Annotated in this window: 26 protein-coding genes and 1 tRNA gene; 11 read left to right on the top strand and 16 right to left on the bottom strand. The window is 66.7% G+C overall.

Annotated elements, in window-relative coordinates; all coding sequences use genetic code 11:
• Positions 1–2 precede the first annotated feature (2 nt).
• The gene (locus KBY70_RS02640) at positions 3–422 is read left to right on the top strand and encodes a PAM68 family protein (RefSeq protein ID WP_254987285.1); all 420 of its coding nucleotides are present in this window, start codon (positions 3–5) and stop codon (positions 420–422) included.
• Here KBY70_RS02640 and KBY70_RS02635 read toward each other — a convergent pair.
• The 9 genes from KBY70_RS02635 to KBY70_RS02595 form a co-directional block, all read right to left on the bottom strand.
• On the bottom strand, positions 402–3932 hold the full coding sequence (locus KBY70_RS02635) for a DNA polymerase III subunit alpha (RefSeq protein ID WP_254987284.1): 3531 nt from the start codon (positions 3930–3932) through the stop codon (positions 402–404). The two genes, KBY70_RS02640 and KBY70_RS02635, sit on opposite strands and share 21 nt — an antisense overlap.
• A 111-nt stretch (positions 3933–4043) precedes the next feature.
• The gene (gatA, locus tag KBY70_RS02630) at positions 4044–5504 is read right to left on the bottom strand and encodes an Asp-tRNA(Asn)/Glu-tRNA(Gln) amidotransferase subunit GatA (protein WP_254987283.1); all 1461 of its coding nucleotides are present in this window, start codon (positions 5502–5504) and stop codon (positions 4044–4046) included.
• A gap of 44 nt (positions 5505–5548) precedes the next feature.
• Complete coding sequence (locus tag KBY70_RS02625; RefSeq protein WP_094559540.1) at positions 5549–5788, bottom strand: DUF1816 domain-containing protein; 240 nt, start codon at positions 5786–5788, stop codon at positions 5549–5551.
• 61 nt (positions 5789–5849) lie between these two features.
• The gene (gene rlmB, locus KBY70_RS02620) at positions 5850–7529 is read right to left on the bottom strand and encodes a 23S rRNA (guanosine(2251)-2'-O)-methyltransferase RlmB (RefSeq protein WP_254987282.1); all 1680 of its coding nucleotides are present in this window, start codon (positions 7527–7529) and stop codon (positions 5850–5852) included.
• A 15-nt stretch (positions 7530–7544) separates the two neighbouring features.
• Positions 7545–7931 carry a ribonuclease III domain-containing protein gene (locus KBY70_RS02615; protein ID WP_094559648.1) on the bottom strand — a complete coding sequence of 129 codons (387 nt, stop codon included), beginning with the start codon at positions 7929–7931 and terminating at the stop codon, positions 7545–7547.
• Between the two features lie 37 nt (positions 7932–7968).
• Positions 7969–8313: an STAS domain-containing protein gene (locus KBY70_RS02610; protein WP_094559647.1), complete on the bottom strand. Its 345-nt coding sequence runs from the start codon at positions 8311–8313 to the stop codon at positions 7969–7971.
• A 102-nt stretch (positions 8314–8415) separates the two neighbouring features.
• Positions 8416–9552 carry a glutamine-hydrolyzing carbamoyl-phosphate synthase small subunit gene (gene carA, locus KBY70_RS02605; RefSeq protein WP_233128460.1) on the bottom strand — a complete coding sequence of 379 codons (1137 nt, stop codon included), beginning with the start codon at positions 9550–9552 and terminating at the stop codon, positions 8416–8418.
• A 22-nt stretch (positions 9553–9574) separates the two neighbouring features.
• The gene (gene trpD / locus KBY70_RS02600; RefSeq protein WP_094559537.1) at positions 9575–10618 is read right to left on the bottom strand and encodes an anthranilate phosphoribosyltransferase; all 1044 of its coding nucleotides are present in this window, start codon (positions 10616–10618) and stop codon (positions 9575–9577) included.
• 156 nt (positions 10619–10774) lie between these two features.
• On the bottom strand, positions 10775–11137 hold the full coding sequence (locus KBY70_RS02595; RefSeq protein ID WP_094559536.1) for a DUF3288 family protein: 363 nt from the start codon (positions 11135–11137) through the stop codon (positions 10775–10777).
• A gap of 77 nt (positions 11138–11214) precedes the next feature.
• Here KBY70_RS02595 and KBY70_RS02590 point away from each other — a divergent pair, with 77 nt between their 5' ends.
• From KBY70_RS02590 to KBY70_RS02560, 7 genes are all read left to right on the top strand, one after another.
• Positions 11215–12981, top strand: a complete 1767-nt coding sequence (locus KBY70_RS02590) for an ABC transporter ATP-binding protein (RefSeq protein ID WP_254987281.1) — start codon at positions 11215–11217, stop codon at positions 12979–12981.
• An 80-nt stretch (positions 12982–13061) separates the two neighbouring features.
• On the top strand, positions 13062–13352 hold the full coding sequence (locus tag KBY70_RS02585; RefSeq protein WP_094559534.1) for a hypothetical protein: 291 nt from the start codon (positions 13062–13064) through the stop codon (positions 13350–13352).
• Between the two features lie 74 nt (positions 13353–13426).
• Positions 13427–14077, top strand: coding sequence for a peptide-methionine (S)-S-oxide reductase MsrA (gene msrA, locus KBY70_RS02580; RefSeq protein WP_254987280.1), 651 nt, complete (start codon positions 13427–13429; stop codon positions 14075–14077).
• A gap of 18 nt (positions 14078–14095) precedes the next feature.
• Positions 14096–14398 (top strand): hypothetical protein, encoded by a 303-nt coding sequence (locus tag KBY70_RS02575; RefSeq protein WP_254987279.1) that lies wholly within the window; start codon positions 14096–14098, stop codon positions 14396–14398.
• Between the two features lie 13 nt (positions 14399–14411).
• The gene (locus KBY70_RS02570) at positions 14412–14594 is read left to right on the top strand and encodes a hypothetical protein (protein ID WP_094559532.1); all 183 of its coding nucleotides are present in this window, start codon (positions 14412–14414) and stop codon (positions 14592–14594) included.
• A complete protein-coding gene (locus KBY70_RS02565) occupies positions 14591–14941 on the top strand; it encodes a hypothetical protein (RefSeq protein WP_254987278.1) in 351 nt (116 codons plus the stop codon). Before KBY70_RS02570 ends, KBY70_RS02565 begins: the two co-directional genes overlap by 4 nt.
• An 11-nt stretch (positions 14942–14952) precedes the next feature.
• Positions 14953–15026: transfer RNA gene (locus KBY70_RS02560), tRNA-Pro, on the top strand.
• Positions 15027–15191: 165 nt separating this feature from the next.
• On the opposite strand, the gene KBY70_RS02555 is transcribed toward KBY70_RS02560, so the two are convergent.
• Positions 15192–15446: a hypothetical protein gene (locus KBY70_RS02555; RefSeq protein WP_094559644.1), complete on the bottom strand. Its 255-nt coding sequence runs from the start codon at positions 15444–15446 to the stop codon at positions 15192–15194.
• A gap of 107 nt (positions 15447–15553) precedes the next feature.
• Entirely contained in the window at positions 15554–16405 is an 852-nt protein-coding gene (locus KBY70_RS02550) for a 3'-5' exonuclease (protein ID WP_233128457.1), read from the bottom strand.
• Between the two features lie 95 nt (positions 16406–16500).
• Between KBY70_RS02550 and KBY70_RS02545 the strand changes: the two genes are divergently transcribed.
• Both KBY70_RS02545 and KBY70_RS02540 read left to right on the top strand, forming a co-directional pair.
• Positions 16501–16956: a peroxiredoxin gene (locus KBY70_RS02545; protein WP_254987399.1), complete on the top strand. Its 456-nt coding sequence runs from the start codon at positions 16501–16503 to the stop codon at positions 16954–16956.
• Positions 16957–16958: 2 nt separating this feature from the next.
• Positions 16959–17693, top strand: coding sequence for a DUF1350 family protein (locus tag KBY70_RS02540; protein WP_254987277.1), 735 nt, complete (start codon positions 16959–16961; stop codon positions 17691–17693).
• Here KBY70_RS02540 and acs read toward each other — a convergent pair.
• A complete protein-coding gene (acs, locus tag KBY70_RS02535) occupies positions 17690–19705 on the bottom strand; it encodes an acetate--CoA ligase (RefSeq protein ID WP_254987276.1) in 2016 nt (671 codons plus the stop codon). The genes KBY70_RS02540 and acs overlap by 4 nt on opposite strands.
• Before the next feature lie 64 nt (positions 19706–19769).
• Here acs and KBY70_RS02530 point away from each other — a divergent pair, with 64 nt between their 5' ends.
• Positions 19770–20450, top strand: a complete 681-nt coding sequence (locus tag KBY70_RS02530) for an HAD family hydrolase (protein ID WP_254987275.1) — start codon at positions 19770–19772, stop codon at positions 20448–20450.
• Here KBY70_RS02530 and sds read toward each other — a convergent pair whose 3' ends face one another.
• The 4 genes from sds to KBY70_RS02510 are packed head-to-tail and all read right to left on the bottom strand — an operon-like array spanning position 20451 to position 24182.
• Positions 20451–21422, bottom strand: a complete 972-nt coding sequence (gene sds, locus KBY70_RS02525; protein WP_094559528.1) for a solanesyl diphosphate synthase — start codon at positions 21420–21422, stop codon at positions 20451–20453.
• 32 nt (positions 21423–21454) lie between these two features.
• The gene (gene murI / locus KBY70_RS02520) at positions 21455–22270 is read right to left on the bottom strand and encodes a glutamate racemase (protein WP_094559527.1); all 816 of its coding nucleotides are present in this window, start codon (positions 22268–22270) and stop codon (positions 21455–21457) included.
• Positions 22267–23355: an N-acetylmuramoyl-L-alanine amidase gene (locus tag KBY70_RS02515; RefSeq protein WP_254987274.1), complete on the bottom strand. Its 1089-nt coding sequence runs from the start codon at positions 23353–23355 to the stop codon at positions 22267–22269. The genes murI and KBY70_RS02515 overlap by 4 nt, the downstream gene beginning before the upstream one ends.
• Positions 23356–23363: 8 nt before the next feature.
• Complete coding sequence (locus KBY70_RS02510; protein ID WP_254987273.1) at positions 23364–24182, bottom strand: carbon-nitrogen hydrolase family protein; 819 nt, start codon at positions 24180–24182, stop codon at positions 23364–23366.
• Positions 24183–24201: the final 19 nt, after the last annotated feature.

The following is a 24201-nucleotide window of genomic DNA, read 5'->3' as shown; positions in this document are numbered from 1 at the left end:
CCATGGCCGGCAAAGGAATTCAACGCCGAGTTCCAGCCGGCAAGGGCTCACGTCAACCCGCTCGCCAGCAGGTGATACCAGACGCGGTAGCCAACCGCATGGCCCGGCGCATTGCGATCGGCACCGGCATCCCCACCCTGATGGGCATGGGCGTGTTTGTCGGCAGCTACTTGCTGGTGAGCCGAGAGATCGCCGACATTGCTCCCGGTGCCACCTTGGCGGCATCGGGAGCTTGTTTTTTTCTAGGCCTGCTCGGCCTGAGCTTTGGTGTGCTGTCGGCCAGCTGGGAAGACCAGCCGGGCAGCCTGTTGGGCACCGAGCAGATCGGGGTGAACATCAGCCGCCTGCGCAGCTCAATTCGGAGCATGCGCACAGGGGGCAATGCCCAGCCGCCGCCCGGCTCAGGCCGCAAGGATGGGTGAGCTGACCCTGGCGCGGAAGTCGGCGGCAGTCAGCGTGTCCAGGGCGGCTCCCACGTCGCCCACACAAAACTGGGGCCCGAGTCGCACGAAGCGGGTCTGATCCGCCTGGTGCACCAAGGCCACCACCGGCACCCGCAGTCCGGCCTCTTCCTGGGGTGGCTTGTGGCGGTGCAGGCATTCCCGTAGCCGGTGCTGGATGGCGATGTCGGCAGCCTGTTCGGCCGGAAGATCGACCATCAGCAGCTGAAGATCGTCGATGGAGCGGCAGTCGTCGACAATCAGCTGCACGCGATCATCGCGGCGGTCAACCGACGCCCACACCAACAGACAGGCGTCCACCATCAGGTGATCCGCCAGGCGGGCGTAGCTCTTGGGAAACACGACGGCCTCGCAGCTGCCGGTCAGATCCTCAAGGAGCAGCACGGCCATGCGATCACCCTTGCGGGTGGTCACCTGGCGCAACTCAGACACCATCACCACAGCACTCACCTTGGCCTTATCGGCCATCTCCTCCAGGCTGCCAAGGGCCACCGGTGAGAGCAGTTTCACCTGGTGGGCCAGCTGCTTGAGGGGGTGATCCGAGAGGTAGAAGCCCACCAGCTCCTTCTCCAGCCGCAGTTTCTCGGTGGGGGGATAGTCGGGCACAGGAGCAGCCTTGGGCGCCGTACTCAAATCGGCCACGCCCGCCGCAGTGGAATCGGCCCCCGCGGCGGCTCCGAACAGGTCAAACAGATTGCCCTGACCGCTGGCCCGATCCTTGGCGCGGGAGCTGGCCCAATCGATCACCAGTTCGAGATCCGCCATCAACTGGGCCCGGTTGGCCTTGGGTTCGAGGGCATCGAGGGCACCGGAGTGAATCAAGGCCTCCATGGCTCGGCGGCTGAGCTGCTGGCCGGGAATGCGATCGCAGAGCTCGGCTAGAGATTCATAGGGGCCATCGTTGCGTCGACCTTCGATCAACTGACGGATCGCCCCATCGCCCAGATTGCGTACGGCCGAGAGGCCGAACAGGATGCGATCGCCGACCGGTGTGAAGTCGATTCCGGAGGCATTCACATCCGGCGGCATCACCTCGATGCCCATGGCATTGCAGTTGGCGATGTAGCGCTGCACCTTGGCGCTGTCGCCGGCATTCACAGTGAGCAGCGCCGCCATGTAGGCCACTGGATAGTGGGCCTTGAGATAGGCCGTCTGGTAGGTGACGGCCCCATAGGCGGTGGAATGGCTCTTGTTGAAGCAGTATTCCGCGAACAGCACCATCTGTTCAAACAGGGCTTCCGCAACCCTCGGATCAACACCCCGCTCGGTGGCACCACTCACGAAGATGCTCTGGTGTTTCTCCATTTCGCTTTTCTTCTTCTTGCCCATCGCCCGCCGCAGCAGGTCGGCTTCACCGAGGGAATAGCCGGCCAGGTCTTGGGCGATCTTCATGATCTGCTCCTGGTACACCATGATCCCGTAGGTCTCCTTCAGGATCGGTTCCAGCTTTTCATGGGCCACATCGATCGCTTCGCGACCGTGTTTGCGGTTGATGAACTTGGGGATCAGTCCAGCATCGAGAGGGCCCGGTCGATAAAGGGCCAGAATCGAGGAAATGTCCTCCAGCGATGAGGGCTTGAGATCGCGCACGATCTGGCGCATGCCACTCGATTCAAGCTGGAAGATGCCTTCGAGATCGCCCCGGGCCAGCAGGGCATAGGTGCCTTCATCGTTGAGGGGCAGGTCGTCGGGATCAACCTTGATGCCAATACTCTGCTCCACCAGGTCGACGGTCTTGTCGATCATTGTGAGGTTTTTGAGCCCGAGGAAGTCCATCTTCAAGAGGCCCATCGACTCCACGTCTTCCATGAAGTACTGGGTGATCACCTGGCCATCGTTGTTGCGCTGGAGCGGCACCAGCTCATCGAGTGGATCTGCGGCAATCACCACGCCGGCCGCATGCACCCCGAAGGTTTTGTTGGTGCCCTCAATGCGCATGGCCATGTCCACCCAGCGCTGGACCACAGGGTCCTTCTCATACTTCTCGCGGAATTCCGGTGCTGGCGATTCAGCACCAATCATCTCCTTGAGCTTGGCGGGTTTGCCCCGCACCACCGGAATCAACTTGGCCAGTCGATCGGCATCGCCATAGGGAATATCAAGCACCCGGGCCACATCCTTAAGCACAGCCTTGGAGGTCATGCGGTTGAAGGTGATGATCTGGGCTACCTTCGCTTCGCCATAGCGCTGGGTGACGTAATCGATCACCTCACCACGGCGCTCGATGCAGAAGTCGGTGTCAATATCCGGCATCGACTTGCGCTCTGGGTTGAGGAAGCGCTCGAACAGCAGGCCATTGGTGACCGGATCGATGTTGGTGATGCCCAGGGCATAGGCCACCAGGGATCCGGCCGCCGAGCCCCGACCCGGCCCCACCGGGATGCCGTTATCCCGGGCGAAGCGGATGTAATCCCACACCACCAGGAAGTAGGTGGGGAAGCCCATCTGCTCCATCACCTGCAGCTCGAAAGCCAACCGCTCGCCGTACTCCGGCTTAAACGCCGCATCGCTCTTCAGATGCAGGCGATCCCGCAGGCCCTGCTCGGCCACCGCGGTGAGGTAACTCACCGGTGTATGGCCCTCGGGAATCGGGAACCGCGGCATCTGGTAGCGGCCCAGGATGTCGTAGGCCTCCACCTTCTCAGCCACCTTGGCTGTGTTTGCGACAGCCTGCTCCACCACTGCTGGCGGCAGGTGATCGCCGAACAGGGCGAGCATCTCGACCTCGCCTTTGATGTATTCGGTGCCCGTGTAGCGCAGACGCTTTTCGTCGCTGATCAGCTTGCCGGTGAGCACGCACAGCAGCGCGTCGTGGGCCTCCACGTCGTTGGCACTGAGGTAGTGGGCGTCGTTGGTGGCAATCAGCTCAATGCCCAGCTCGGCACCGATGCGAGCGATCTCGGTGTTGACGATGCGGTCTTCGATGCCGCCATGGTCCTGGATCTCCAGGTAGAAATCGTTGCCGAAGGTCTGCTGGTACCAGCGGGCCACGTCGCGGGCCACCTCGGGGCGGCCCCGCAGGATCGCCTGGGGAATCTCGCCGCCCAGGCAGGCGGTGGCCACAATCAGCCCTTCGCTGTGCTGGGCCAGCAGCTGCTTGTCGATGCAGGCGCGGGCAAAGATGCCCCGGCCGCGCATGCCGCGCAGGTGGCTGATGCTGGTGAGTTTCACCAGATTGCGGTAGCCCACAGCGTTCTTGGCCAGCACCACAAGGTGGTAGCGCTTCTCCTTTTTCTGCTGGGGGTCATCAATGGAGCCATTGATGACATACATCTCGTTGCCGATGATCGGCTTGATCCCCGCCTTGGTGCAGAGCTTCAGCAGCTCGATGGCGCCATACATGACGCCGTGGTCGGTGAGGGCCAGGGCGGGCATGCCGAGCTCAACCGCCAGCTCCACCATCGCCGGCAACTGACTCGCCCCGTCCAGGAGGCTGTAGTCGCTGTGGTTGTGGAGCGGAACGAAAGCCAAGGGCAAAAGCGGCCGGCGGGCACCTGGTGCAGGCCCAAGTTAGGCGACTACGCAAGATCCAGCGTGGTGCTTGGAGCACCCGCGGCTACCGGCACCAGATCTGGAGTGCCGCTAGGGCACCAGATCAGCCACCGGACGGCTCTGCATTACCCGTACGGCTTGCTCGTAGTGGTGAGCCACCTGCAACAGCCGCGGCTCTTCGAGCACACCGGTGATCAGTTGCAAGCCGATCGGCAAGCCCTGGAGATCGAAACCGCAGGGGACATTGATCGCCGGCAGGCCAGCCATGTTGGCGGGGATCGTGAGCAGGTCGGCCAGGTACATGGCCAGGGGGTCGTCCCTGTGGGCGCCAAAGCCGAAGGCCGTGGTGGGGGAGGTGGGAGTGAGCAACACATCCACCGCCTCGAAGGCCCGGTCAAAGTCGCGACGGATCAAGGTGCGCACCTGCTGGGCCTTTTTGTAGTAGGCATCCACGTAGCCCGCCGATAGGGCGTAGGTGCCGATCAGGATGCGCCGCTGCACCTCATCGCCGAAGCCCTCGGCCCGGCTGCGCGCCGTCATCTCCGCCAGGCTTGCCGCATCGGCTGCGCGGTAGCCGTATTTCACGCCGTCGTAGCGAGCCAGGTTGGCCGAAGCCTCCGACGGCGCAATCACGTAGTACGTGGCGATGCCGTCGTTGAAGCGGGGGCAGCTCACGTCGACCAACTCACAGCCCAGGGCCTCCAGCTGGGCGGCAGCGGCGAGCACAGACGCCTTCACCTGGGGATCGAGACCCTCCGCTTCAAAGCACTCGCGCACCAGGCCCACCCTCAGCCCGGCCACCGGCTGCTGCAGGGCCTCGACGTAATCGGGCACGGGGGCGTTGAGGCAGGTGGAATCGCGGGGGTCGGCACCGGCGATCACCTGCAGCAGCTCGGCAGCATCAGCCACCGAGGTGGTGAAGGGGCCGATCTGGTCGAGGGAGCTGGCGAAGGCCACCAGGCCGTAGCGGCTGACGCGGCCATAGGTGGGCTTGAGCCCGACCACCCCGCAGAAGGCAGCCGGCTGGCGTATCGAACCGCCGGTGTCAGAGCCGAGGGAGGCCATGCACTCACCGGCGGCCACCGCCGCCGCACTGCCGCCGGAGCTGCCGCCGGGCACCTTCTCCGGATTCCAGGGGTTGCGGCTGGGGCCAAAGGCTGAGGTCTCAGTCGAGCTGCCCATGGCGAACTCGTCGAGGTTGGTTTTGCCCAGCAGCACGCCACCGGCCTGCCAGAGGCGCTCGGTGACGGTGCTCTCATAGGGGGGCACAAAGTGCTCCAGCATGCGGCTGGAGCAGGTGGTGGCGACCCCTTTGGTGCAGAGGTTGTCCTTGATCGCCAACGGAATCCCCGCCAGCGGAGGCAGCTCTTCACCGGCGGCCCGGAGGGCATCGATGCGATCGGCATCGGCCCGGGCCCGCTCCGCAGTGACGTCCAAATAGGCGTGCACGGTGGAATCGACCGCCGCGATCCGAGCCAGATGGTGATCGGTGAGCTCCCGGGCCGAGATGTCGCCCTTGCGCAGTTGCTCACGCCATGCGGCGATCCCCATTCACCTACTTGCTAGCTGGTCTGGACGCTATCAGCTGACCCCGATCAACCCACTTCGGTGAGGGGCTCACCCCGGCGGGTGCGCAGCAGCTGATGCTCAAGGGATCCGGGCGATTCAGCCTGCAGATCGGCGAGGAAGGCTGGCAAGTGGGCCTCAAGGGTGCCACGACGCACAAACGGCCCAAACCAGTAGACCGCGTCCGGTGAACGGGTTTCCACCCGCGCCCACCAAGCTAGGCCCAGACCATTGGCGCAGCTGCGCACGGGCCACAGCAGGGGATTCATGGAGCAGGGGCAGGACTGCGTCCATTCTGCCCGCCATTGGGACCGGAAGGGATTGGGCGCATCACAGCTGAATGTCCCCGTTGAAACCCGCGGGCCCTGCCGGGGTGAGACCGAGGTCCAGGGTGGTCTCATTGACGACGGGATCCGCCACGGGAGCCTCATCCTCAGGAGGCATCCAAGCCGCAACAGGCAGCTCTTCAGCAGCAGCCAGCTCAGCGATGGGGGGAGCCTCCTCCAGTGCCAGGGGAGAGACCTCAGGCTCAGCGACCAGCTCAGTGACCAGCTCAGCGGCCATCTCAGTGGCCATCTCAGCGGTCTCCGCCGCTGGAGCGGGGAGCTGGGGGCGAACCAGGCGCGGTGCGGGCTGGGAGCCACGCAACCCCTTCATCCAGCCGCGACGGGCCACTTCATAAAGCAGCAGGGCGGTGGCCACGGAGGCATTGAGGCTGGGGGTGGCACCGCGCAGGGGGATGCGCACCAGCTGATCGCAATTGCGGCGGGTGAGCATGGAGAGGCCATCGCCCTCCGATCCGGTGACGATGACCAGGGGGCCCTCCAGATCGGCCTCCTCCAAGCTGACGGTGCCCTCAGCGGCCAGGCCCACCACCCGATAACCCTCCTGTTTGAGGGTGTCGAGGGCGCGATTGAGATTGACGACCCGGGCCACGGGCAGGTGCTCCAGTGCCCCGGCTGCCACCTTGGCCACCGAACCGGTGAGGCCGGCGCTGCGGCGCTGGGGCAAGACCAGGCCATGGGCCCCGAGGGCCTCGGCGCTGCGGACGATCGCCCCCAGATTCTGGGGATCGGTGAGGCCATCCACCGCCATCAGCAGCGGCGGTTCGCCGATGCCGGCGCATCCCTCAAGCAGGGTCGGCAGGTCCAGGGTTTCCGCAGCGGCGGTCTGCAGGGCAATGCCCTGGTGCACGGCCCCACCAGTGATCTGCCCCAGGCGCGCCCAGGTGACCTCCTCCACCAGCACCCCGGAGGCTTTGGCCTCGCGCAGCAACTGGAGAAATTTCGGGCTGAACCGCATCTCCGGCGTGCACCAGACGCGGTGGATGGGACGACCACTTTCAAGGGCCGCCTGGGCTGGATGGCGTCCCCAAATCAGGTCGGTGCTGGGGTCAACGCTGTGGCGCTCCGCATCGCCACTGGGGGGGAGGCTGTCGGCATCGACAATCAGGGGCTTGGGCGAGAAGCGTCCTGGCGACGGGCGCCCACCTTCGAATCTGCCAGCTTCAAATCTGCCGCTGGCAATTCTGCCCCCGTCAGCTCGGCGTCCTTCGAAGCGCGGGCCATCGGGACGGCGCCCTGCAAAACGGCGACCATCGGGGCGTCCTGCTGCATCGGGGCGCCGACCCTGGGGACGACCTTCAAAACGGCCACCAGGCCGGCGGTCGTAGGGCTTGCTATCGGCGGCACCGCGATCCCCTGAGAAACGATCCGGCCTGCGCTCCCCATAGGCGGGGCGGTCGCTGTCATTGCGGCGCTCAAAGGGGCGGCGTTCACCTCGGCTGCTGGGGCGATCGGCGCCACCGTCGCGGCGGGGTTGATAGCGCGAAGCGCCGCGAGGCGCAGGCCCGCCTGGGTCCCGCCGGGCATCGCGGCTTCCCTCCCGGTCCTCGCCGGCTCCATCGCGGCGCCACTCAGGCTTTGGACCGCTGAAGCGGGGCGGGCGACCAGCCCCGCGGGCCCCGCCCCCCGTCCGCTTCTCGGGGCGGCGATCAAATCGTGGGCTCATGACGTCTTCCGCAGGTTATGGATCGTTCTCCTTCAAGTGATCTAGCAGCTCGACCAACCGGGGAGGGTTGTGAAGAAACAGCCAGCCCAGCAGCGTCTCAAAACCCGTGGCCTGTCCATAGGCCGCCGCATCCCCCCGGCGCGGCCCACGACCGGCCCGATTGCGGCCGCGCCGCACCAGATCGCGCTCGGCCTCACTGAGCAAGGAATCAAGACACTCCAGTGCCTGGGCCTGGGCATCGGCGCGCACCACCTGCACCACCTGCTGATGCAGGGTCTGGGAGCGGGCAGGGCGACGACAGCGCTGCAGGCGATGGTGCAACTCCCACACCGCATCCCCCAGCCAGGCCAGCTGCAGGGGGCCGAGCTCGGCACCGGGGGGCTGGGGCGTCAGCCCTGCCAACCAACCCGTGCTGTCCAATGGGTCGGGGCTGCCCTGCTCAGGCCGCGAGGTTGCCAAGTGCGGTGTCGAGATCGGGCTGGAGATGCAAAAACTCTTCCAGGCGCACCAGCTTCACGGTCTGCACCACCCGGGCGTTACCCACCACCAAAAACTGTTGCTGGTCAGCGTTGCACTGCTTGGCAAGTTGCACGAGCGCCCCCAGTCCGGAGGAGTCGATGAAGTCGATGTGGCTCAGGTCGATCACCAAGGACTGGCCGGTGCCTCGATGGGAGGCCACAAACTCGCCGAACTGCTTGTCGGAATAGGCGTCAAGCTGTCCCGTGAAGCGGAACAGCTGGCAGTGGGCCTGCTGCTCGAAGCCGCCTCGAAGGGACACCGTCAATCGCTGCAGGTCGTTGATGGCTCCAGCCCCCAATCCGTTCTGGGGCGAAGTGTAGAGAGCAAATTTGTCGCTGCTGCAGTCGCAACAAAACTGCGACAGGCTTCAGCGGCGCTCGGCCATCAGGGTGGCAAAACGGGCGAAATGGTGGTCCGCGTCATGGGGACCGGGACTCGCTTCGGGGTGGTATTGGACACCGAACACAGGCTGAGAGCACATCTCCAAGGCCGCCACCGTCTGGTCGTTGAGGTTGTGATGGGTCACGCGCACCCGCTCGGCGGGAAGGGAATCCGAATCCAGAGCGAAGCCATGGTTTTGGCTGGTGATCTCCACTTGGCCGATGCTGCCGCAGGGATGGTTGAGGCCGCGGTGGCCATAGCCCAACTTGAAGGTGCGGCCCCCCAGGGCCAGCCCCAGGATCTGGTGACCCAGACAGATCCCAAACAGGGGCAGGTTGGGCTGCGCAATCAACCCCTTGGCCAGCTCAATGCCAGTGGCGACGGCGGCGGGATCGCCAGGTCCATTGGAGAGAAACACCCCCTCCGGCTGGTGACTGAGCACCTGCTCAAGGGTGGCGTCAGCGGGTAACACGGTGATCCCACAGCCATGGGCCACCAAGCGCTCGAGGATGGCCCGCTTGATGCCGAAATCGATCGCCACCACGCGGTAGGGGCGATCGGGGCGCTGCTGCAGCCGGGCGTCAAAGGCCGCGCCACAGGAGCGATCCCACTGATAAGGCTCTGGGGTCGACACCTGGGCCGCCAGGTTGAGCCCCTGCATGGAGGGGGCTGAGCGCACCTGCTCCAGCAAGGCCCCAGGGGCGGTGCCATCGGTGCTGATGGCCCCGTTGATGGCGCCCCCTTCTCGCAAATGGCGCACCAAGGCGCGGGTATCGACGGCACGGATGCCGACCACACCGTGCAGGCTCAGCCATGCTTCCAGATCTCCTTCGGAGCGCCAATTGCTGGCGCGTGGTGCCAGCTGGCGGGCAATGACGCCACGCACATGGGGCCGATTCGCCTCCTGGTCGTCGGCGTTGACGCCGGTGTTGCCAAGCTCGGGATACGTGAAGGTGACCAGCTGCCCGGAGTAACTCGGGTCGGTCATCACTTCCTGATACCCGGTCATGCCGGTGTTGAACACCACTTCACCGATGGCCGTGCCGCGGGCACCAAAGGCCTCGCCCCGCAGGACCGTGCCATCGGCCAGCACCAGCAGGGCAGTGGCAGCAGGCTCGCTCACGGGTTCAACGCAGTTGGTTGGATCATCCCGCAGCGGGGGCGGGGAGGGCGGCGCGCAGCCGCTCCAGGGCCTGCCAGCCGCCGCCAGCCGCCAGGGCCTGCTGGGCCTGCTGGAGTCCATCCGCCACGCTGTCGGCCCGGCCAGCGGCCCACAGCACCAAGGCCGTGTTCAACGCCACCACATCCTGTTGGGGCTGGGTGCCCCGGCCCTGGAGCACCGCTTCAAGGATGGTGCGATTGGTGGCGAGGTCGCCGCCAGCCAAAGCCGCCAGTGGCGCTCGAGCCAGGCCCAACTGCTCGGGGTCGAGTTGATCGGCCTGCACCGCTCCGTTCTCGACCAGCCGTAGGGCATTGACGCCAGCGAGGGACGCCTCATCCAAGCCACCGTGGCCGTGCACCACAACCGCGCGCCGCAGGCCCAGCTGAGCCAGAGCCTCGGCCATGGGATCGAGCAACTCCGGCCGGGCCACCCCCAACACCTGGGCCTCGGGCCGCAGGGGATTGACCAGCGGCCCGAGCAGGTTGAACACGGTGCGCACCCCAAGGGTGCGCCGCAGGGGGGCCAGGCCGACGAGAGCCGGATGCCAGCCCGGTGCGAACAGGAACGTGAGCCCTGCATCGGCCAGGGCGCCGATCACCTGCTCCGCTGGCGCCTGCAGATGGAGGCCCAGGGCTTCCAGAACATCGGCCGAGCCCACCCGGCCGCTGGCGCTGCGGTTGCCGTGCTTGGCCACAGGCGCACCGCAGGCAGCCGCCACAAAGGCCACGGCGGTGGAAATGTTGAAGCTGTCGGCGCCGTCGCCGCCGGTGCCGCAGGTGTCCACCAGGGCGAAGGACGGGCGGGCAGCTGGCATCGGACAGGCCTGCCGCAGCACCGCAGCCATCGCCGCCAGCTCGCCACCCGTCACCCCCTTGGCCCGCAGAGCCACGAGCAAGCCACCGGTAAGAACGGGGTCAATTTGCTGAGCCAGCCAGCCATGCATGAGCGCTGTGGCCTGCTCTGTCGAGAGCGGATCTCCCTGCAGCAGTTGCTCCAGGAGAGCGGGCCAGGGATGGGCTTGGGCCATGGGGTCGGGGAGGGAAGGATCCGTTGGAGCCGGACTTGAAGCCAGAGCTGGAGCCAGAAAAAAGCCCGGGTGCAAAGCACGCCGGGCCGGGTGATGGGGACTCCTCCACTATCACCCGAAGAGGGGGAAATTGGCGATGCCCCTGAGCAACGTTGTTCAGCCCTGCTCCTGATCGGCGGTATCAAAACTGGATCCAACCGCCTCACTGGCCGCCGGCGCCGGGCGAAAGCCCGCTGCCCAGATGGCGCGGGTGCGGCGATGCAGCTCCTCCCGGCTCAGGCCCCAGAGTCGCAGCGTCTTGGCCAGGTCGGCGCTGAGGTCATGGGCGCCAGGAAAACCCTCGTAGCGCATGAGCAGACGCGCCGCATCCACGAGGTGATCGTCGGCCGGCACCTCCGCAGCCAGCAAACGGTCCACTGCGTCGCGGTCGGTGGCATAAAGGGGATGGCTCTGGTCGTTGTTGCCGGAAGCCTTGTTGCCGGAAGCCGAGTTACCGGAAGCCGAGTTACCGGAAGCCATGGCGCTGCCCCATTCAGGTGTCCAGCCTGCCGGAAAAGCGCGTCCCTAGGTTGGGGCCACCTGTGCACCCGGCCCCGATGGGAGCCATCCGGCTGGATCTGATTGGCCGCTACCTGCGGCCCCACCGCAAAGTGGTGTTCCAGGGCATGGCCGCCCTGGTGGTAGTGAACCTGCTGAGCGTCTCGATTCCGCTGTTGGTACGGCGGGTGATCGACGACCTGCAGGACGGCTTTGATCTCCAGGACGTGCTGGCGCAGGCAGCCCTGATCGTCGCCCTGGCAACAGTGATGGGAGCGGTGCGGCTCTACTCGCGCATGCTGGTGTTTGGCGTGGGGCGGCAGGTAGAAGCCGATCTCAAACAGCAGATTTTTGATCACCTGCTGCGGCAAGAGCCCGGTTGGGTGCAAACCACCGGCAGCGGCGAGGTGATCAGCCGAGCCACCAGCGATGTGGAAAATGTGCGGCGGCTGCTGGGCTTCGCCGTGCTCAGCCTCACCAACACGGTGTTGGCCTATGCGCTCACCTTGCCGGCGATGCTGGCCATCGACCCGTGGCTGAGCCTGGCGGCGGTGGGGCTCTATCCCCTCATGCTGATGGTGGTTCGCCTGTTCGGAGGGCGAATGATGCGCCAGCAGCGGCGCCAACAGGAGGCCCTCGCCTCCCTGAGCGACCTGATCCAGGAGGACCTCTCCGGGATCAGCGCGATCAAGATTTACGGCCAGGAGAGCACCGAGCAGGCCGCCTTCGCCGGACGCAACCGGATGTACAGGGATGCGGCCCTGGGACTAGCCCGCACCCGCAGCACGCTATTTCCGCTGTTGGAGGGCATCTCCTCGATCAGCCTGCTGCTGCTGCTGGCCCTGGGCAGCGGCCAACTCGAAAGTGGCCGCCTGACGATCGGCGACCTCGTCGCCCTGATCCTGTTTGTGGAGCGACTGGTGTTTCCCACGGCGCTGCTGGGCTTCACCCTTAACACCTTCCAGACGGGCCAGGTGAGCCTGGAGCGGGTGGAAGACCTGCTGCGCCGGCGCCCCCTGATCGTGTCGCCTTCGTCACCCCAACCGCCAAGCCAACCAAGCCGGGGCGCAATCGAAGCCCGCGGTCTCACCGTGCGGTACCCCGGTGCTCCGCGACCGGCACTGGTGGACGTCAGCTTTGTGCTCCATCCCGGCGAACTGGTGGCGGTGGTGGGGCCCGTGGGCTGCGGCAAAACCACCCTGGCCCGAGCGCTTGGACGCATGGTGGAGGTGGAGCCCGGCCAACTCTGGCTCGATGGGGTCGACATCACCGCCCTCGATCTCGAGGCCCTGCGCGCCCAAGTCGGCCTAGTCCCCCAGGAGGGCTACCTGTTCACCGCCACCCTTGCCGACAACCTGCGCTATGGCGAGCCCGAGGCGCCCCTGGAGCGCGTTCAGGCGGCAGCCCGCCAGGCCCGGCTGGAGGGCGATATCAAGGGCTTCCCCGATGGCTACAACACCCTGGTGGGTGAACGGGGCATCACCCTCAGCGGAGGCCAGCGCCAGCGCACGGCCCTGGGACGAGCCCTGTTGGTGCAGACGCCCCTGCTGGTGCTGGACGATGCCCTCGCCAGTGTCGACAACACGACGGCCGCCGAGATCCTGCGCAGCGTCCGCGAGGAACAGTCGCGTCAACGGCAGACCCGCACAATCTTGATGATCAGCCACCAACTCTCTGCCGCCGCCGCCTGTGATCGGGTGCTGGTGATGGAGGAGGGGCGGCTGGTGCAGCAGGGCCACCACAGCGAGCTGCTCGCCCAGGGCGGCACCTACCGGCGGCTGTGGGATCGGGAACAGGCCACCGAGCAGCTCAGGGCTGCGGGCTGATCTCAATACTTGTTGCCCTCTCCAGACAACCCGGCCCGCCGCGGCTTACCTAGAAGAGATCGCCAATCGCGTCCGGAGTCATGGAGCCCGCACCGTCGCCCGCCACCCGACTGACCGGCTTGTCGTATCGGCTGCGCTGCACCCTCACCTTCGGCGACATCTACGGCCAGATCCTGATCTGGATGCTGGTGATCTTTGCCAGCCTGGCTGCGGGCCTGGCGCTGATGGGAGCCAGCAAGCCGATCTTCGCCCTGGTGGGGGTGGGATTGATCCTGGTGCTCTCGTTGCCCTTCCTGCTGTTCGCCTTCACCACCACCCTGCTCAACCACATCGCGCTGGAGGCTGACGCAGGCACGAAAGGGGCTGCCTAGGCTCGTCTTTCATTGCACGATCGAGTGTGTTCGGGCTGTTTCAGACCGCTCCCCAGACCCAGTCTCCGCATGTGGTGCTGGGCACTCCGATCGAGGCGGCCCCCCAGCAGGGGCAGCACGAAGCGGTGTTCGGCTGCGGTTGTTTCTGGGGCGCAGAAAAAGGGTTCTGGCGCCTGCCCGGGGTGGTGACCACAGCGGTGGGCTACGCGGGCGGCACGATCCAGCAACCCAGCTACGACCAGGTGTGCTCTGGACGCACCGGCCACAGCGAGGTGGTGCGGGTGGTTTGGGATAGCGCTCAGATTGATTTCAGCGACCTGCTGAAACTCTTCTGGGAATGCCACGACCCCACCCAGGGAGATCGCCAGGGCAACGACCGCGGTAGCCAGTACCGCTCCGTGATTTACGTCAACGATCCGGGCTTATTGGCCCAGGCCGAAGCCAGCCGCGACGCTTACCAAGCCCTGTTGAGCGGCGCTGGCTTTGGGCCGATCACCACCGAGCTGCGCAGCCAACAGACCTTCTGGTTTGCAGAGCCGTATCACCAGCAGTATTTAGCGAAACCGGGAAGCCGGCCCTATTGCTCCGCCCAGCCCAGCGGCCAACGGCTGGGCGAGTTCCCCGGCGCCGCCTACAAACTCGATTCCCGAGTGTGGGATGCCTACGACTGGTCGGTGGCCCATTGCGTGCTGCGGGGGGACAATTCCCCCATTCACTTGGCCTAGGAGGGGTCGGTGCTGCCTGTGTCGTTGCCCCTGTCGCTGCTGGCGCTCAGCCTGATCTCCATGGGCTCCCCGTGGTGGGAGGACTACGGCATCACCGAGCAGTTCCTCTGCCCCAATGCCCGTCGGGTCACCTTGGAGCGCAACGACGCCCAGGCCTCCCTGATCGCCGGCCGTTTCCGTTCAACCCTGTTCCGCGAGGCCTCCGACCTGCCCGGCATCCGCTACCGCAACGACCAGATGACCCTGGTACTCAAGGGGGACGTGCTCACCATGGAGCAGCAGTCACGGCGGTTGGAATGCCTGCGTACGGAGCAGGTGTGAGAGGGCTGGAGCCATGAATCCGTTGCCGGATCGGGTGGTGATTCTGGGACTCCTGATCACCCTGGGCCTGTGCTTTGCGCTTGTGTTCTGGAGCGTGCGGTTGAATCCGCGTCCAGAGCCACCGCTCCAGTGGCGCGAGAACACCGCGCCCCAGGCCCTGGACCGGCGCCCCCAACCCAGCCTCCAGCTGCTGTGACCAAGCCACCGTCGCGCCACCGCCAATCGCAGCATCGCCAACTGCACCCCCTGCCCAAGGGGCTGGTTGAGCTCTATGGACTGCTCGCGGTGTTGTTTGTGCTGGTGCCGGAATGGATGGCAGGGGGAGCCCTGCTGAGCTTCGGCGGCTCCCGTCGGGGGTCGAATCTGCCGGCCGCCGCCGCTGCTTGGCAGAAACTGCCCGAGCTGCGGCTGGCGAGCATGGGGCTGGCGGAGTTGCGCCAACTGGCCCATCAGCAGCGGATTGCGGGCTACGCGGGTCTCAGCCGGGAGAGACTCAGCCGGCGCCTGATCCAGCGGCTGAAACCGCGCAAAGCGTTGTGGTAGCTTCCTTCTGCCGGGGCGTAGCGCAGCTTGGTAGCGCACCACTTTGGGGTAGTGGGGGTCGCAGGTTCAAATCCTGTCGCTCCGATTTTTAGCCGGCACCGCGTCCAGCGGTCAGCATCTGTACTGCTTCCAGCACTAGTACTGCTTCCAGCACTAGTACCGCTTTCAGCACTAGTGCAGCTTCCACCGGCTTCCCCAGCCGGTTTTTTTGTAGCCAGCGGCTGACTGAACTAGCCGACTCACTCCCAGATCACCGCAGCCGGGTCGCCACCTGGAGCCGCTCCAGCCAGCGGTTGACGCGATGTCGCAAACGCGGCGGCACCTCCTGCAGCAACTGGCCCAGCTCATGGGCAGCCAGACGACGCAGACCGCGCACATCCACCCGCCACAGCGCCTCAGCCTCGCGGATCAGCCGTGCCCAAGACCTCGCAGCCTGCCAACGGAGCACGCGCTGCTGGGGACCACCGTCCACCTGCAGAACCCGAAACCGCACCCGACTGGCCATGGTCTCCATGGCGACCGCACCACCACCCTGCGCCTGCAGAACAACAATGGCGCGAACACCCCGCTCTGCTTCAGAGATTGGAAGACAATCGGTACAGAGCCGTGCCGCTAGGCCGCCACGGGGTCGGCATCCACCGGTTGCACCGGAAAGGGCAAGGCCTGGGCCTCCCGCTCGCTGAGGCGACGGGTCCAGGCACCCCGCACCGGATCGTTCCAGCGGAACCCGGCCTCCTTGGCCCGGTGGCGCTCGGCGTAGGTGAGGTTGGCGCGGAACAGCAGCTTGGGCTCCAGCGCCGCCACCAGCAACTCTTCGAGGTTGGTGCAGCGCTCGAACACCTGCACCAGGTAGATGCAGTCGGTGAGAGCCCGGTGGGCGGCCCACACCGGCACGCCGTAGGCCAGGGCCAGATCGCGCACCGACGGCGCAGGCCGAAGATGTCGCTCCGCGGGCCAGCGGATGTCGTCCATCGAGCAGATCCAGGCCTTGTTGATCGGTGGCAAGGGCCCCCGACCAAACCACTGGGCATCGAAGGCCGCGTTGTGGGCCAGCACCGCATCGGCCGCCCCCAGCATGGCCTCAAAGTGCTGCAGGCCGGCCTGCCAGGGCTGGGGAAGCTGCGTCACCGCCGCCGCAATGCCGTTGACGGCCTCGGCTGGATTGACCTGGGCCGGCAACAGGAAGGACACCTGGCTGAGCACAGCGCGCTGGGGCACGTGAAACAACACGGCTCCCACCTCAATGCATTCGGCAGAGCTGGGCTCCAGGCCGGTGGTTTCGGTGTCAAGGATCAACAGGGTGGTTGGAGCGACCCGGGCCGCATCCGAGCGGCCCGTGAGGGGCGGCAGCTGGGGCTGGCGATCGCGCTTGGGGGCTGGACCTGGCTCGGGGGCCTGGGGCGCCAGGCTGAGCAGATCGCTCTGCTGCCAAAGGCTGGGCTGTTCCTCGATCGGGCCGCTCACGGTGTCCAGGGCACTGCTGCCCCATCGTCCCAGCCCGAACCTCCGGCGACCAGAGGTCGCTGCCTAGGGTGAAGCACCAGATTCCCGATCCAGGCATGGGCCTTGCCGCCGGAGACCGAGCCCCCTTGGTGGCGCTCCTTGATCAACACGGCAGCGAGCGCCGCAGCGATCAGCTCGCCGGCAAAGCCCTGGTGCTGTTTTTCTATCCCAAAGACGACACCCCTGGCTGCACGGCCGAGGCCTGTGCCTTTCGCGACAGCTACGCCGACCTCCAGGCCCTGGGCGCGGAGGTGTGGGGCGTCAGCGGCGACGACCTGGCCAGCCACCAGCGCTTTGCCAGCCGCCACAACATCCCTTACCCGCTGCTGGTAGACCAGAGCAATCGGCTTCGCCAAGCGTTCGGTGTACCCAATGTGCTCGGGTTGTTGCCGGGCCGGGTGACCTACGTGATCGACGGCGAAGGGGTGATCCGGCATGTGTTCAACAACCTGCTGGACGGGGCCGCCCACCGCAATGAAGCCCGGGCCGCCCTGCAGCGCCTGGCCCTCTGACCATGACGCGCTGGCGCCAGCGAGGTGACATCTGGCAGCTGGAGCCAGCGGGAGGGGCACGCGGCTGCATCGAATTCATCGGCGGCAGCTACCTGGCCGCCACCCCCCAGCTCAGCTATCGGCGGCTGCTGGAGGCTCTGACATCCAAGGGCTGGCTGGTGCGGGCCTGGAGTTACGTGCCGGGATTTGACCATCAAGACCAGGCCAACACGGCTTGGCGCCGTTTTCGCCAACTGCGCGAAGGCGATGACAGCACGGCCCCCCTGCTGCGGCTTGGCCACAGCCTGGGCTGCAAATTGCATCTGTTGGCTCCCGATGGCGGTCGCAGCGCCAGCGGCCTGGTGGCCCTGAGCTTCAACAACTTCTCGGCCGAGCGCTCGGTGCCGCTGCTGGCGGAACTGGGCCAGCAATTCAACTTCCGCAGTGAGTTCAGTCCATCGCCGGAGGAAACCCTGCACCAGTTGGCCCGCAGCTACCGCCAACCGCGCAACCTGCTGGTGCGCTTCAAGCGCGATGGCATCGACCAGAGCGGCCGGTTACTGGGCGTGCTGCAGAGCCGGGCTGAGGACGCCACCGAGCTCCTCGAGCTGCCTGGGGATCACCTGGCGCCTGCCAGTGCGGGACTGCGCCAAAACCTGCTGGGCAGCTGGGCCGATGATCCAGCCCGGCAGCGGGCCCTCGACCGCATCGCCACCAGCATCGATGCCTGGGGGGACCTGCCCTCCCAGCCGATCTAGACCCGTAGGGCATCGAGCACCGAACGGTCCTCCAGGGTGCTGGTATCGCCGCTCACCTCCTGACCATCAGCAAGGGCCCGCAGGATCCGGCGCATGATCTTGCCGCTGCGGGTTTTCGGTAGAGCATCGGTGAACTTGATCAGATCCGGCCTGGCGATCGGACCGATCTCCTTGCCCACATGGCTGCGTAGCTCCGCCATCAGGGCGTCATCACCGGTGCGGCCGGTCTCCAAGGTCACGAAGGCGACGATGCCCTCGCCCTTGAGATCGTCTGGCCGGCCCACCACGGCGGCCTCGGCCACGGCCGGGTGGCTCACCAAGGCGCTCTCGATCTCCATGGTGCCGAGGCGATGGCCGCTCACGTTGATCACGTCATCGACGCGGCCCATCACCCAGAAGTAACCGTCGGCATCGCGGCGGGCCCCGTCACCGGCGAAATAGAGCCAGGAGCCATCGGCCGGGCGGATCTCCTCCCAGTAGCTCTTGCGGAAGCGCTCCGGATCGCCGTGCACCGTGCGCATCATTCCGGGCCAGGGGCGACGCACCGCCAGATAGCCACCCTGGTCGACCCCCTGGGATGCCCCCTCATGATTGACGATGTCGGCAGCGATGCCAGGCAAGGGCAGGGTGCAGGAACCGGGCTTGGTGGAGGTGGCCCCGGGCAGGGGGCTGATCATCACGCCGCCGGTCTCGGTCTGCCACCAGGTGTCCACCACCGGGCAGCGATCACCGCCGATCACATCCCGATACCACATCCAGGCTTCTGGATTGATGGGCTCGCCCACGGTGCCGAGGATGCGCAGGCTGCTCATGTCGTACTGGTCGGGCACCTCGCGGCCGCTCTTCATGAAGGCGCGGATCGCCGTGGGGGCGGTGTAGAAAATCGTGCAGCGGTGCTTCTGGATCACCTCCCAGAAGGCGCCGGGCTTGCTGGGGCGGGGCGCGCCCTCGTACATCACCGTGGTGGCACCGTTGGAGAGCGGGCCATACACGATGTAGCTGTGGCCGGTGATCCAGCCCACATCGGCGGTGCACCAGTGGATGTCATCCTCGCGGATGTCAAAGATCCACTGGAACGTGAGGTGGGCCCAGAGGTTGTAGCCGGCGGTGGTGTGCACCACCCCCTTGGGCTTGCCGGTGGAGCCGGAGGTGTAGAGCACAAACAGCCGGTCTTCGCTGGCCATCGGCTCGGCCGGGCACTCGGCGCTCTGGGCGTCCACCAGCGCGTGCCACCACACATCCCGGCCGCTGGTCATGGCGCAGTCACCACCGGCACCGGCCAGTCTCTGCACCACGAGCACGTGCTCGACGCTGGGGGCGCCACCGTTGCCGGCAAGAGCCTCATCCACAGCCGGTTTCAGGGGCACGGGCTTGTCCTTGCGGAAGCCGCCATCAGCGGTGATCACCGCCTTGACCTGGCCATCGATCAGCCGGTCGCGCAGGGCATCGGCCGAGAAGCCGCCGAACACCACCGAGTGGGGCGCACCGATGCGGGCGCAGGCGAGCATGGCGATGGCCGCTTCCGGCACCATGGGCAGGTAGAGGGCCACCAGATCCCCCTTGCCGATCCCCAGGGCCTTGAGCGCATTGGCGGCTTTGCACACTTCGGCGTGCAGCTGGCGGTAGCTGAAGCTGCGGCTATCGCCCGGCTCCCCTTCCCAGATCAGGGCTGTCTTGTCGGCGCGGGGGCCCTCGAGATGGCGATCGAGGCAGTTAAAGGACAGGTTGGTGGTGCCGCCTTCAAACCACTTGGCGAAGGGAGGGTTGCTCCAATCGAGCACCGTGTGAAATGGCTCAAACCAGTGCAGCTGCTCGCGGGCCAGGTCGCCCCAGAAACCATCGGGATCGGCCTCAGCCTTGGCACAGAGAGCCCGGTAAGCCTCCATCGAACCGATGCGGGCACCCGCGGCCAGCTCAGCCGGTGGCGCAAACAGGCGCGCTTCCTGCAGCACCGACTCGATCGTGGGGGCCTGACCCATGGCGATGCCGACAACAAAGAAACCTGAAGCCATTCAAGCGGGCAGCCCCGGGGCTCGGCCAGCCGATGACGCCACTGCCGTCGCCGAGAATGGTCGGATGGGGAAGCCTGCTGCCTGCCTGTTTGATCTCGATGGCCTGCTGCTCGATACCGAGCCCTTGCACGCCCAGGCCTGGCGTCAAGCCGCCGAGCATTTCGGCTGCCTGCTGACAGACGCCCAGCTGCTGGGCCTGCGGGGCCGCCGCCGCCTGGATTGCGCAGACCAGGTGGTCGACTGGATCGAAGCGGCCCAAGGCTCCGCCCCCAGCCCTGAAGCCCTGTTGGACGTGCGCCAGCCCATCGCTGAAGCCCTGCTGATCCACGCCCAGCCCACCGCGGGGGCGGTGGAGCTGGTGCAGCGCTGCGTTGCGCTAGCCATCCCGATGGCGCTCGCCACCAGCAGCTCGCGCGCAGCCGTGGCGCTCAAAACGGCACCCCATCCATGGCTGGAGGCAATCACCACCCGGGTCCATGGCGACGATCCAGCGCTGGCGGCTGGCAAGCCGGCACCGGATGTGTTCCTGCTGGCCGCCGAGCGTCTGGGGGTTGCGCCCGAGCAGACCTGGGCGTTTGAAGATTCCCCGGCCGGGGCCCAGGCGGCCCGCGCCGCTGGCTGCCAGGTGTTTGTGGTGCCGCCCGCCCAGATCAGCGAACACGAGCGGCAGCGGGTTTACCCGGGCATCGAGCGGTTTCTCAGCAGCCTCCAGCAGACGCCCCTGCTGGCAGTGGGAGGCGAATGATCAATACAGCCGGCTGAGCACGAAATCCGGCAGGGCACGCAGGGCGCTGCGGGGCTCGGAGGGTGCCAACCAGTCCAGGGCTTGAGAAGCCTCCTGGGCAAAGCCCTCGGCCAGGGCCCGCGAGCGGGGAATCGCCTCGCAGCCGCGAACCAGCTCGAGGGCCTGCTCGAGGTCGCCCTCCTCGCTGAATTCCCGCTCGATCAGGCAAGCCAGGGCCGGTCGCTCCTGAAGGGCATAGAGGGCCGGTGCAGTGAGGTACCCCGAGGCCAGATCGCTAGCGGCCGGCTTGCCCAGTTGCTGGTCGCTGCCGGTGAAATCGAGGATGTCGTCGACCACCTGGAAGGCCAGACCCAGCTGGCGCCCAAAGCGATACAGATCATCGAGCTGGGGCGCAGGCAGGCCCGTGAGCACGCCGGCCGCCCGGGCGCTGTTGGCAATCAGGGAAGCCGTTTTGCAGTAGCTCTTCTCGAGGTAGGTCTCGAAGCTCTGGCCGGTGTCGTAGCGGAACAGGCCCTGCTTCACCTCACCGTCGGCCAGATCCATGATCACCCGACTGAGTAGCTTGACCACCTCGAGATCGTCGAGGTTGGCGAGGTGCCAACTGGCCTGGGCAAACAAAAAATCACCAGCCAGCACAGCGACGCGGTGGTTGAAGCGGCTGTGCACGGTGTCAACACCGCGGCGGGTGGCGGCCTCGTCGACGACATCGTCGTGCACCAGGGAGGCCGTGTGGATCATCTCGGTGATCTCGGCCAAACGCCGATGCCGCGGGCCCAGTTCGCCATCGGCAGCCACCGCCCGAGACAGCAGCAGCACGATGCCGGGACGCAAACGTTTGCCCCCAGCGGCAAACAGATGCTCTGCAGCGGCCTGAAGAATGGGGTGACCGGCTCCGATCAGGCTGCGCAGATCGGCCAGCAGGGCATCCAGATCAGCCTCAACGGGCTGGAGCAGCTCTGCAACCGTTGCCACAACACCTCCGCCGTGGCGCGATCCTAGAAGGCTCAGCCGACCGACCGCAGGTCGACCCGCTCCACCGACGGTCGATAGCCCAGCCAGCGGCTGGCCCCATCAGCGAAGGCTTCCGCGCAACCGCTCACGCAGACCCGGGTGCGCTGGGCTGGTGGGACCACATCCACACCTGACAACTCTCCTTCGGGCATCCCTCCCATGCTGGCGAGCAAGGGGCCCAGCCGCCGCACGGCGGAAGCCGCTGGGTCGACGAGCCGCACGTGGGGAGGCAGCAGGGCCGTGAGCAGCGGGCGCAACATCGGGTAGTGGGTGCAGCCCAGCACGACCGTGTCGACGCCGGCCGCCAGCAGGGGAGCCAGGTAGGCCAGCGCCTCGGCCTCCACGGCCGGAGCCTGCAAATCCCCCGCCTCAATCAGGGGCACAAAGGCCGGGCAGCCCACCTCCAGCACCTCAGCGTGGGGATGGCAGGCATGGATCGCCCGGCGGTAGGCGCCGCTGCTGGCGGTGGCGGGGGTGGCGAGCACACCCACGCGCTCACTATCCAGATCGGCCGCCACGCTGTCGATCAACCCCACCACCGGCACGCCGGCCTCGGCCACAGCCACATCCAGAGCCAGGGCATTGGAGGTATTGCAGGCCATCACCAGCACGCCCACCTGCTGGTGCCGCAACCACATCACCACCTCGGCTGCGATGGCGCGGATGTCGGCCACGCTGCGCTGGCCATAGGGAACCCGGGCCGTGTCGCCGAGGTACAAGCAGGAGGAGTGGGGATAGCGCTCCTGCAGACGGCGCAGCACCGTGAGCCCGCCGAGGCCGCTGTCGAAGAGTCCTACCAATGCACTCATGGCCGGTCCTGCAGGGCATTGAGAATCCCAGCCGAGAGGGCGAGCGCCATGCGCCGGCGGTAATCGGGATCGGCGAGGCGGCGGGAATCGAGCTCGCCGGTGAGAAAACCCATCTCCACCAGGGCCGAAGGCATCACCGTGCGGCGAATCACGAAGAAGCGGCCCGTGCGCACGCCCCGATCAGGTGTGCCAGGTGAAATGGCGAGCATCTGCTGCTGCAGTGCCCCCGCCAGACGGCGCGAGGCGGCCCCCGCCCCCTCGAAGTAGAAGGTCTCGATGCCGTTCACATCGGGGCGCGCCATGCTCAAGGCATTGGCGTGCACGCTCACAAACAGATCGGCGCCACTGCTGTTGGCCAAGGCAACCCGAGGGGGGAGATCGACGTCCACCTCAGAGGTGCGGGTCATCAGCACCTGAACGCCGCGAGCCTGCAGCAACCGGGCCATCTGCAGACAGACATCAAGCACCACATCGGTTTCCCGCAGGCCGCCGATGCCCACGGCCCCAGGATCGGGCCCGCCGTGGCCTGGATCGATCACCACCTTGAAGCGACCCCGGGGCACCACCGGCAGGCCATCCGCCGACAGGGGTGTGCTGGCGGTGGGGAACGGGCTCCCCCGATCCCACCCAGCACGGCTGACGGCGTCGAGATCGCCCTCTCCCAGACCAAGGCCCGTTTGATTGGCCAGCCCCGGCAACTCCATCCGCCAGCGGTCCCGGGCGGTGCCCACCAGCCTCAGCCCACCCGGATCCAGTTGGGTGCCGGGGGCAAACTCCAGCACCAAGCGGGTGGTGAAGCCATCGGGCCGGCCGATGCGCACCTCCCGCACGGCGCCACCCCCCCGAACGGTGCGGGTGCGGGACGGGGCGCCGGGCAGATCCACCCACACCCGTGGCCCCCGAAAAGCTGATCCCGCTTCAAAAAACGCCTGGGGACGCACATCGAGGCTGGTGCGCAGCTCCAGTTGGCCGGCGCGGGTGATGCGCCAGGCCGCCAGCGACGACGCCCAGGCCGGCAGATCCGCCAGCACCAAGGCCAGGGCCGCCAGGGCTGATGTCCACTTGACGCTGACAGGCCAACGCATCAGGAGCGTCAGAACAGGGCCGGCCGGCGGTGCTCCAGGCTGGGCATCTGGGCCCGCACCCGCTTGGCATGGCCCGGGTCGATCGGGGCCACCGCCGAACCGACACCGACACCGGCATCGGCGAGCACCGTGCCCCAGGGGTCAATCACCAGCGCATGGCCGTGGCTCTGGCGCCGGCAGTAGTGCAACCCGGTCTGGGCCGGTGCCAGCACGTAGGCCGTGTTCTCGATGGCGCGGGCCTGGAGCAGCACCTGCCAATGGTCTTTGCCGGTGAAGGCGGTGAAGGCCGCCGGCACCATCAACACATCCACTCCCGCTGCGGCGAGATGGCGGTAGAGCTCCGGAAAGCGCACGTCGTAACAGATCGAGAGACCAACCCGCCCCAGCCCTGGCACATCCACCACCGGCGGAAGTTGGTTGCCGGGCTGCACGGTGGCCGATTCCCGGTAGGTGTTGCCGTCCGGAAGGTCAACGTCGAACAGGTGAATCTTGTCGTATTGGGCCAGCAGCTGGCCTTCGGTGCTCACGAGCTCAGCCCGGTTGAAGGTCTGGCCGGGACCGGCCGGCACCGGAAAGCCGCCCCCGAGCAAGGTCACCTGATAGCGGCGCGCCATGGTGACCAGAAAGCGACTGCAGCGCTCGGCCAGAGAGGCCGCCAGCTCCAGACGACGCTCGTCATCCCCCATGAAGGCGAAATTTTCAGGCAGACCCACCAGTTCGGCGCCGCGGCGGGCTGCCAATTCGATCTGCTCTTCGGCAGCGGCGAAATTCGCATCCGGATCGGGCGTGCTGGTGAGCTGCACAGCTGCCGCCAGAAAACTGCTCACCGACTGCCCAAAGCGAACG

The sequence above is a fragment of the Cyanobium sp. ATX 6E8 genome (assembly GCF_024346335.1).
In the GTDB taxonomy this organism is placed as follows: Bacteria; Cyanobacteriota; Cyanobacteriia; order PCC-6307; family Cyanobiaceae; genus Cyanobium_A.
This window is presented reverse-complemented; position numbering and strand designations above follow the sequence as displayed.